Origin of the sequence: Microcoleus sp. A2-C3 (assembly GCF_036706065.1) — a bacterium.
Lineage (GTDB): Bacteria > Cyanobacteriota > Cyanobacteriia > Cyanobacteriales > Microcoleaceae > Microcoleus.
In genome coordinates, this window is the sequence record NZ_JAUBVX010000019.1 from 94,249 (window position 1) to 102,267 (window position 8,019).

The 8,019-nt window shown below is 44.8% G+C and carries 8 protein-coding genes; 6 read left to right on the top strand and 2 right to left on the bottom strand.

What is annotated here, in order from left to right; genetic code table 11:
• Positions 1 to 191 precede the first annotated feature (191 nt).
• Both QUB66_RS12930 and QUB66_RS12935 read right to left on the bottom strand, forming a co-directional pair.
• Positions 192 to 380, bottom strand: coding sequence for a hypothetical protein (locus tag QUB66_RS12930; protein ID WP_265238194.1), 189 nt, complete (start codon positions 378 to 380; stop codon positions 192 to 194).
• A gap of 169 nt (positions 381 to 549) precedes the next feature.
• Positions 550 to 777 (bottom strand): secretion protein HlyD, encoded by a 228-nt coding sequence (locus tag QUB66_RS12935; protein ID WP_332968111.1) that lies wholly within the window; start codon positions 775 to 777, stop codon positions 550 to 552.
• Positions 778 to 1,122: 345 nt separating this feature from the next.
• Here QUB66_RS12935 and QUB66_RS12940 point away from each other — a divergent pair, with 345 nt between their 5' ends.
• From QUB66_RS12940 to QUB66_RS12965, 6 genes are all read left to right on the top strand, one after another.
• Entirely contained in the window at positions 1,123 to 2,238 is a 1,116-nt protein-coding gene (locus tag QUB66_RS12940; protein WP_332968109.1) for an HlyD family secretion protein, read from the top strand.
• Between the two features lie 224 nt (positions 2,239 to 2,462).
• On the top strand, positions 2,463 to 3,473 hold the full coding sequence (trpS, locus tag QUB66_RS12945) for a tryptophan--tRNA ligase (RefSeq protein ID WP_332968107.1): 1,011 nt from the start codon (positions 2,463 to 2,465) through the stop codon (positions 3,471 to 3,473).
• 263 nt (positions 3,474 to 3,736) lie between these two features.
• A complete protein-coding gene (locus QUB66_RS12950; RefSeq protein WP_332968106.1) occupies positions 3,737 to 4,627 on the top strand; it encodes a methylenetetrahydrofolate reductase in 891 nt (296 codons plus the stop codon).
• Positions 4,628 to 4,667: 40 nt separating this feature from the next.
• Entirely contained in the window at positions 4,668 to 5,267 is a 600-nt protein-coding gene (locus QUB66_RS12955; RefSeq protein ID WP_332968105.1) for a Uma2 family endonuclease, read from the top strand.
• An 80-nt stretch (positions 5,268 to 5,347) separates the two neighbouring features.
• The gene (locus QUB66_RS12960) at positions 5,348 to 5,944 is read left to right on the top strand and encodes a Uma2 family endonuclease (RefSeq protein ID WP_332968104.1); all 597 of its coding nucleotides are present in this window, start codon (positions 5,348 to 5,350) and stop codon (positions 5,942 to 5,944) included.
• Entirely contained in the window at positions 5,937 to 7,610 is a 1,674-nt protein-coding gene (locus tag QUB66_RS12965; protein ID WP_332968103.1) for a mucoidy inhibitor MuiA family protein, read from the top strand. The genes QUB66_RS12960 and QUB66_RS12965 overlap by 8 nt, the downstream gene beginning before the upstream one ends.
• The last annotated feature ends 409 nt before the right edge of the window (positions 7,611 to 8,019 follow it).

An 8,019-nucleotide genomic window follows, 5' to 3' on the forward strand; every position in this document is an offset into this window, starting at 1 on the left:
CAGGGGTGAGTTCAGCAAACAGTGAATTTTCCTTATTTTCTTGCATGATTTGACTCCTTTCAAGGTTAAAAGTTTTTAACAGAAACTAGAAATTATCTAAAATTTCTACAGCCTCGCTTAAATAAAGCACCATGAAATTATGGGTGCTTTCTCGATCAACAGTTAGAGAGCTGAATTCACAGCCCTAAACTTTAGGAGTAGCCGTAGCGGACTACTCTTCTGAAGGAACCGTCGCAATTCCGGCGGTACACTACCCAACTGCGCCGTTGATCGCAGTCGTTGTTGTAGCGATTATTGGCATAATAGTAACCGCCGTTGACGCTAGCTGATTCTTCAGGGGTGAGTTCAGCAAACAGTGAATTTTCCTTAGTTTCTTTCATGATTTGACTCCATTTAATTTGAGAAGATGGAACGAGAATTAGAAATTTTATAAATCTCTATAGCCTCGTGTAATTACTAACTAATAGTTCTTGAAGGGGTGTGCGAGTTCCGGAATATTACCGAGATATTTTCTAAATTCATTTCGATCGCGCTACCTGACTCAGCTATCTAGACTATTAGGGTTTTGTAAGGGCGATCGCGAATCGGATCGTAAAGGAAAATCTGGCTGGGCTGTGGCAGGAAAAACAGCGTATTGACGCCATTGCTACTGCTGTTATTGGTGTCGCTGTTGCTGTTAGAACTGCTGAAACCCTTGGTAATGCTGCCACCGCTGACAGTCACCGATTCTCGATCCGTTAGTTCGGTGAAGAGTGAATTGTGTTGATTATCCGACATAAGGAACTCCTATTAATACATATCTACTTACTTACGTACAGATCCCAGAAAAACCGGGTAACAGCGCCAGAAATCATTGCTGAAATTCTCTAATTTCCTGACTTTTGCCCGCTGGCTCCACCATTCTTGATGTTTGGGGAGATTTCCGGGTGGAGACTGCAAAGCTGTGCGGATTTTGACCTTGACCCTATGAATTTTGATTGATATTTCTAAACCTATGCTTGGTGTCCGGAAAGCCGAAAATAAATGTGACGAAAGAAATAGGCGATCGCTCTCTCCCTTTCCCCAACTCAAAACTCAACACTCAACACTCTTCCCATCGAACCCTCACCCCCAGTAGCCGCCATGCCTCGCACTACCGAACCCATACCCGCAGAAACCTTTGATAACGACCAGTTTTTGCCCCCTGTCAGCCGTTGGACAAGTTTGGGGGGAATTTTGATGGTGGCAACCTTTGGCGGGGCGATCGCCCTGGCAAGCGTCACCAAATACAGTGCTACAGTCAAAGCAGACGCGATCGTCCGTCCAGCCGGAGAAGTGCGCGTTGTGCAAGCCGCCACCGAAGGAACCATCGAAAGCATTGCTGTCAGCGAAAATCAGACAGTGAAAGCCGGAGATGCGATCGCAGTTGTAGACGCTTCGCGTTTGGGCGCCCAAAAAAAGCAGTTCCAAGAAACAGTCACTCAGTCTCAAACAGCAGCACAGCAAATCAACCAGCAACTGCGGGACTTGGAAAATCAAATTTTAGCCAGCGGCCAATTTAAAAGCATCCAAACTGCAAGTCCAGCCGCCCAGGAAGTAGTCGAGTCAGCTCTCGTGAAAATCGCCACATCGCAGCCGGATGTCGCCGAGAGACTGGGCCGAAGTCGGCGGGTTTTGCTCGTCAAGCGATCGTCCATTCAACAACAATTAATTCAAGCTAAAAAAGAACTCAATCAAATTCAGTCACAACTAGAAAATAGCGTGATCCGCGCGCCTGCTGATGGTACAATTCTGAGATTGGAAGTACAAAACACTGGTCAAACCGTACAAGCCGGCAGTGCGATCGCCCAAATCGTCCCCAGCGACGTACCCCTGATAGTCAAAGCCAAAGTCACATCCCAAGACATCGCCCGCATCCAAATCGGCCAACCCGTACAGATCAGGATTTCCGCTTTGCCTTTCCCAGATTACGGGACACTGAAAGGAACAGTCAGTGGAATCGCCCCAGATGCGATCGCCCCTCAAAATCCCGGTAACAATTTAGGTACAGCATATTACGAAGTAGCAATAAAGCCCCAACAAACCTATTTAACAAAACTCCAATCCACCAGCGGCCAATTCTTCGGAGACCCCCAGGCAAACCTCCCCCGCCAGTATTCAATTCAATCAGGAATGGAGGGCAGAGCCGATATTATCACCGGTCAAGAAACAGTTCTCACATTTATTTTACGCAAAGCCAGGTTGCTGACAGATTTATAATCGCAATTAGTCATTGGGCATTGGGCATTGGGCATTGGGTAGGAGCATAATCAAAAAAAATGCTTTGTGGAACGGGATTCTAGCCCGTTGCTAATCCCTACCCCAAAATTATGTCTTGTGGAACGGGCTTCTAGCCCGTTGCTAATGGCGCCCAAAAATTAAAGTATCTTAAATCAAAATAACGTGTCAAAATAGAAATGTGAAATCAATTCTATTCTTTCCTCATGGGCAAACAGCGCGTTCTTTCAGGAGTTCAGCCAACAGGCAATCTTCACCTCGGCAATTATCTCGGTGCCATTCGCAACTGGGTAGAAGGTCAAAGCCAGTACGAAAACTACTTTTGTGTAGTCGATTTGCACGCAATTACCGCACCGCACAATCCAGCAACTCTAGCATCTGACACTTACGCTATCGCCGCTCTGTATTTAGCTTGCGGCATCGATTTAGAATATTCTACTATTTTCGTGCAATCCCACGTCTCGGCGCACACAGAACTAGCATGGCTGCTCAACTGCATTACGCCGATCAACTGGCTCGAAGATATGATTCAGTTTAAAGAAAAAGCAGTTAAACAAGGCGAAAATGTCAACGCCGGATTACTAAATTATCCCGTATTGATGGCAGCAGACATCTTGCTGTACGATGCCGACAAAGTGCCAGTGGGAGAAGACCAAAAACAGCATTTGGAACTCACCCGCGATATTGTCGTCAGATTAAATCACCAATTCGGTACACCAGAAAAACCAGTCTTGAAACTTCCAGAACCGTTAATTCGTACTGACGGCGCGAGAGTGATGAGTTTGACAGACGGCACGCGCAAAATGTCAAAATCCGACCCTTCCGAACAGAGTAGAATTAACTTATTGGATTCACCAGAAACAATTACCAAAAAAATCAAGCGCTGCAAAACTGATGCAGTACGAGGCTTGACTTTCGACGACCCCGATCGCCCGGAAGCGAGAAATTTACTGACACTTTATCTCCTACTTTCCGGCAAATCGAAGGAAGAAGTTGCAGCGGAATGTGAAAACATGGGTTGGGGAGATTTCAAACCATTGTTGACAGAAACAACAATTAATGCCCTCAAACCAATTCAGGATAAATACAAGGAAATAATGGACGAACCGGGATATTTAGAGTCTGTACTGCGTCGCGGAAAAGAACAAGCAGAAACTATTGCTAACCAAACTCTGACTAAAGTTAAAACCGCCTTCGGTTATTCTCTACCTCTTTAGTCAGTAGTGATTGGTTATTGGTTATTAGTTATTGGTTAGTAGTTATTGGTTAGTGGTTAGTGGTTAGTGGTTATTGGTTAGTGGTTATTGGTTAGTGGAAAATTTAACAAATAACCAATAACAAATAACCAATAACAAATAACAAATAACAAACAACAAATAACAAACAACAAATAACAAATAACCAATAACAAATAACCAATAACTAATAACCAATAATAACTGTCAACTGTCAACTGTCAACTGTCAACTATCAACTAACTATGAACCGTTTTCGTACAGCCTGCACCAGCCCCGGAGAATTTATAATTACCGCCGAAGTTGCCCCGCCAAAAGGCGGCGACATGACTCACACGATCGCAATGGCGGAAATTCTCAAAAACAGAGTGCACGCCATTAACATCACAGACGGCAGCCGCGCAGTGCTGCGAATGTGCCCTCTAGCAGTTTCCGCGATTCTATTGCAGCACGGCATTGAGCCGATTTGTCAAGTTGCTTGTCGCGATCGCAATCAAATAGGCCTGCAAGCCGATCTCATGGGAGCCCACGCTTTAGGCATCCATAATATCTTGGCACTCACCGGCGATCCAGTCAAAGCCGGCGACCATCCCAAAGCCAAAAGTGTATTCGATTTAGAATCAGTGCGGCTGCTGCAAGTCATTCAAAAAATGAACGGTGGGAAAGACTGGAACGACAAAGCTTTAACCGACGGAGTTACCGATTTATTTGTCGGCGCTGCTGTCGATCCGCAATCCCCCAGTTGGTCTGGTTTACAAAGTCGATTTGAGAAAAAAGTAGAAGCGGGAGCACAGTTTTTTCAGAGCCAATTAATTACAGATTTTGACGTTTTTGATAAGTTTATGCAGCAAATTGCTGCTGGCTGTAACAAACCAATTTTAGCAGGAATCTTTTTGTTTAAATCAGCTAAAAATGCTGAATTTATTAAAAAATACGTGCCCGGAGTTAACATCCCGCAAGAGACGATCGATCGTTTGGCAAAATCCCCAGCACCTTTGCAGGAAGGCATAAAAATTGCGGCAGAACAAGTCAAGCTAGCGCGGCAATTGTGCCAAGGAGTTCACATGATGGCCGTCAAGCGAGAAGATTTGATTCCACAAATTTTGGATTTGGCGGGAATCGAGCCGCTGAGTTAACATTGAGTTACTGCTACGATTTTAAATCAACAGGACAGTCATGGTTCAAACTATAGACAATCCCACAATTTCTCCCGCAGCCGAACAGCATTTTATCTTGCACGGCTTAACATGGCATCAATTCAAGGCAATTCAAGCTAGTTTTGAGAATGTGCCGAATGTACGCTTATTTTACTGTGAGGGAGTGTTAGAAATTGTGGCTACTGGAAAGTTGCATGAAGAAATTCGGTGTCTGATTGGCTTGCTAATGGGACAGTATTTTATACAAAAAAGAATTGTATTTTTCCCCAGCGGTGCTTACAGTCAGATAGTTGAGGGTAAAGTCGAGTATCAGTCAGATTTATCTTATTGTATAGGGAATAGAAAAGATGTTCCCGATCTGTGTATTGAGGTAGTTGTTACTAGCGGTAGTCCGATTAAACTTCAGAAGTATCGGCTGATGGGTGTAGCGGAAGTCTGGTTTTGGGAAGATGGAACGCTAGAGCTTTACCATTTGCGAGAACAGGGTTATGAGCAAATTACAAACAGCGAATTGCTGCCTGAGTTAGACTTGTCTTTGCTCAAACGCTGCATTTTGTTTGCTTCGCCTTTGGATGCGCTTGAGGAGTTTTCTAGAGGAATGGGCGATCGCGAAACTTGACAAGTTTTGGATTTGGCGGGAATCGAGCCGCTGAGTTAACATTGAATTATTGCTAGAATTTTCAAATAAACAGGACAGTCATGGTTCAAACTATAGACAATCCCACAGTTTCTCCCGCAGCCGAGCAGCATTTCACTTGCCGCGGCTTAACCTGGCATCAATTCAAAGCAATTCAAGCTAGTTTTGAAAATGTGCGGAATGTACGCTTGTTTTATTGTGAGGGAGTTTTAGAGATTGTGGGTATTAGTAAACCTCATGAAGCGTTTCAATGGATAATTGGTCTATTACTAGGGATTTACTTTGAAGTTAAGGAAATTGAATTTTTCCCTAGCGGCGCTTACAGTCAGATTGTTGAAAATCAAGTCGAGTATCAGGCAGATTTGTCTTATTGTTTCGGGAGAGATAAGGATGTTCCCGATCTATGTATTGAGGTGGTGATTACTAGCGGGAGTCCGATTAAACTTCAGAAATATCGGCTAATGGGTGTGCCGGAAGTTTGGTTTTGGGAAGACGGAACGCTGCAAATTTACCGCTTGCAAGAACAGGGTTACGAGCGAATTACTAGCAGCGAATTGCTGCCTGAGTTAGACTTATCTTTGTTGAAGCGCTGTATTTTATTTGCGTCGCCCCTAGAAGCACTAAAAGAGTTTCGTAAAGGCATTAGTAGCAATGACTAATTCAGATTTACTCGATCGCGATAATATCAAAATAGTAGAGTCGCAAATTTCAGAAGTTACCGTGTACACCGATCGCGCCCTGATCACCCGCCGCGGCACGGTAGCCCTGACGGGAAACGAGCGCGAATTGGCGATCGCCTCCCTCCCCACAACCCTCGAAACAGAGTCAGTCAGGGCCACCGGCGCGGGTACAGTCGCCGTGCGATTGCTGGGAGTGCGTAGCGAAACAGTGTTTAGCAGCGAACCTACGGGCGATCGCATCGCCGAATTAACCCACCAAATCCAAGAATTAGAAACCCAAAAACGCGCCATAAAAGACCAAATCGCCGCGCGAATAATTCAACTCAACTTTGTCGAGAATTTGAGCGCAAAAAGCGTCGGTTCCTTTGCCAGTGGCATCGCCAAACAGCAAATTGGTTTGAACGAAACCGGAGAATTGCTCAATTTTTTAGGCAGCAATTATAAAAAGTACGTAAGTGCGATCGGGCAACACGAAAGACAGCAGCGCGAATTAGACAAGCAAATAGAAGCTTTGCGCCAGCAGTTGCGCCAACTACAAACTCCCCATTCCCAGAAAAGTTTTAACATCATTGTGGCGATCGAACCAAGCGGCAGCGGCAATTTTGAACTCGAAATTTCCTATGTAGTAACCCAAGCCCGTTGGACTCCCCTTTACGACTTGCGAATAGATACTACCAACAACCAAATCAATCTCAATTACCTAGCCGAAGTAAATCAAAATACAGGCGAAGATTGGACGGGAGTAGCGCTAACTTTATCAACAGCAAAACCCGGAATGGGAACTTTGCCGCCCAAACTCCAACCCTGGTTTATCGATATTGTTCGCCCAAAATCTGCTCAAAGCCAAGGCTTTCCCAGAGCGCGGATGGAACGAAGTGCGAAACCAGAAACGTCAGCAGTGTATGACAATTTCATGGAATCTGAGATGGAAGACGAGGAGCAATTAGACATGATGGCTGTTGGTGGCAGCGCTCCCGCACCCGAACCCATAGCAGCTCAAACCGCCACAGCAACAGTATCTAAAGCAGGCGGCACAGTCACCTTTCAAGTAGGAGGAAATACCAATATTCCCAGCGACGGCACGCCGCACAAAGTCACTATTTTCAGCGAAAATTATCCCTCCCAACTTCAATACATAGCCGTTCCGCGTTTAGTCAGCTTTGCTTATTTGCAAGCAATTGTCACCAATCCAATGACAGGTGCAACTCTCCTGCCCGGTCAAGCAAATATCTTTCGCGACAACACTTTCGTAGGTACTTTACAGCTAGCAAATATTTCCCCTGGCCAAGAATTCAAGCTGAATTTAGGAATAGATGAAGGACTAAAAATCGAGCGAGAATTAGTGGAAAGACAAGTAGATAAAAAACTGATCGGGAATCAGCGGCGCACGAGTTACGCTTATCGGTTAATTGTGACCAACTTGCAGCAACTGCCTGTAAACTTGACATTGAAAGAGCAACTACCAGTCAGCCGCAATGAACAAGTTAAAGTGCGGTTGACTCAAACTAATCCGAAGATAGTAGCAGGTGAAATGGGAATGTTGGAATGGATCATGTCTCTGCCCCCGCAAGCCAAACAAGAGTTAGATTACCAGTTTGTTGTCGAACATCCTCCCGACTTGACAGTCATTGGTTTAGATATTTAGTTAGGATTTACATTCTTAATGTGTAGCCCTAGCTACAGCTTATTTCTCTTTCAGCCAACCCTATTTCCATCCTGTGAGAAAGGCAGGATCTCCACCCTCTGCGGAAGCGTCAGGGGACGGAAAATATCAAACTTTCATGATCAAAAGTTTGACCATCTGACCATGAAAAAGAACAAACCAGGATTAATTACAACTGGCGAAAAGTCCTGTCTAACGGCATAATTCCCCCTTCCTCAAAAAAACGCCCCGATTTTTCAACAATTTGTACTCCAGCGATCGCGCCCCTGTTGTTTCGCATCGTACAAAGCTTTGTCTGCAAAGGCTACCAGTGTCAGGGCTATTTCATTCTGGTTGAGTAGCTGATATGATAATAAAGTATTGTAGTCATTCACATGATATGTCATGTCTC